Origin of the sequence: Staphylococcus sp. NWU MK-U1, from assembly GCF_033283505.1 — a bacterium.
Taxonomy (GTDB): domain Bacteria; phylum Bacillota; class Bacilli; order Staphylococcales; family Staphylococcaceae; genus Staphylococcus; species Staphylococcus haemolyticus.
Genome location: NZ_JAVSMG010000017.1, coordinates 1 through 1,552 on the forward strand (window position 1 = coordinate 1; position 1,552 = coordinate 1,552).

Consider the following 1,552-nt stretch of genomic DNA (forward strand, 5'->3'; position numbering starts at 1 on the left):
AAATAAACATTCAAAACTGAATACAATATGTCACGTTATTCCTCATCTCTACGAGATGTTCCGAATATATCCTTAGAAAGGAGGTGATCCAGCCGCACCTTCCGATACGGCTACCTTGTTACGACTTCACCCCAATCATTTGTCCCACCTTCGACGGCTAGCTCCAAATGGTTACTCCACCGGCTTCGGGTGTTACAAACTCTCGTGGTGTGACGGGCGGTGTGTACAAGACCCGGGAACGTATTCACCGTAGCATGCTGATCTACGATTACTAGCGATTCCAGCTTCATGTAGTCGAGTTGCAGACTACAATCCGAACTGAGAACAACTTTATGGGATTTGCTTGACCTCGCGGTTTCGCTGCCCTTTGTATTGTCCATTGTAGCACGTGTGTAGCCCAAATCATAAGGGGCATGATGATTTGACGTCATCCCCACCTTCCTCCGGTTTGTCACCGGCAGTCAACTTAGAGTGCCCAACTTAATGATGGCAACTAAGCTTAAGGGTTGCGCTCGTTGCGGGACTTAACCCAACATCTCACGACACGAGCTGACGACAACCATGCACCACCTGTCACTTTGTCCCCCGAAGGGGAAGGCTCTATCTCTAGAGTTGTCAAAGGATGTCAAGATTTGGTAAGGTTCTTCGCGTTGCTTCGAATTAAACCACATGCTCCACCGCTTGTGCGGGTCCCCGTCAATTCCTTTGAGTTTCAACCTTGCGGTCGTACTCCCCAGGCGGAGTGCTTAATGCGTTAGCTGCAGCACTAAGGGGCGGAAACCCCCTAACACTTAGCACTCATCGTTTACGGCGTGGACTACCAGGGTATCTAATCCTGTTTGATCCCCACGCTTTCGCACATCAGCGTCAGTTACAGACCAGAAAGTCGCCTTCGCCACTGGTGTTCCTCCATATCTCTGCGCATTTCACCGCTACACATGGAATTCCACTTTCCTCTTCTGCACTCAAGTTTTCCAGTTTCCAATGACCCTCCACGGTTGAGCCGTGGGCTTTCACATCAGACTTAAAAAACCGCCTACGCGCGCTTTACGCCCAATAATTCCGGATAACGCTTGCCACCTACGTATTACCGCGGCTGCTGGCACGTAGTTAGCCGTGGCTTTCTGATTAGGTACCGTCAAGACGTGCACAGTTACTTACACGTATGTTCTTCCCTAATAACAGAGTTTTACGATCCGAAGACCTTCATCACTCACGCGGCGTTGCTCCGTCAGGCTTTCGCCCATTGCGGAAGATTCCCTACTGCTGCCTCCCGTAGGAGTCTGGACCGTGTCTCAGTTCCAGTGTGGCCGATCACCCTCTCAGGTCGGCTACGTATCGTCGCCTTGGTAAGCCGTTACCTTACCAACTAGCTAATACGGCGCGGGTCCATCTATAAGTGATAGCAAAACCATCTTTCACTATCGAACCATGCGGTTCGAAATATTATCCGGTATTAGCTCCGGTTTCCCGAAGTTATCCCAGTCTTATAGGTAGGTTACCCACGTGTTACTCACCCGTCCGCCGCTAACGTCAAAGGAGCAAGCTCCTT

The 1,552-nt window shown here is 50.4% G+C and carries 1 rRNA gene; it reads right to left on the minus strand.

The window, feature by feature from the left end:
* Positions 1-76: 76 nt before the first annotated feature.
* Positions 77-1,552 (minus strand): 16S ribosomal RNA (locus SBL16_RS12100); the annotation flags it as partial.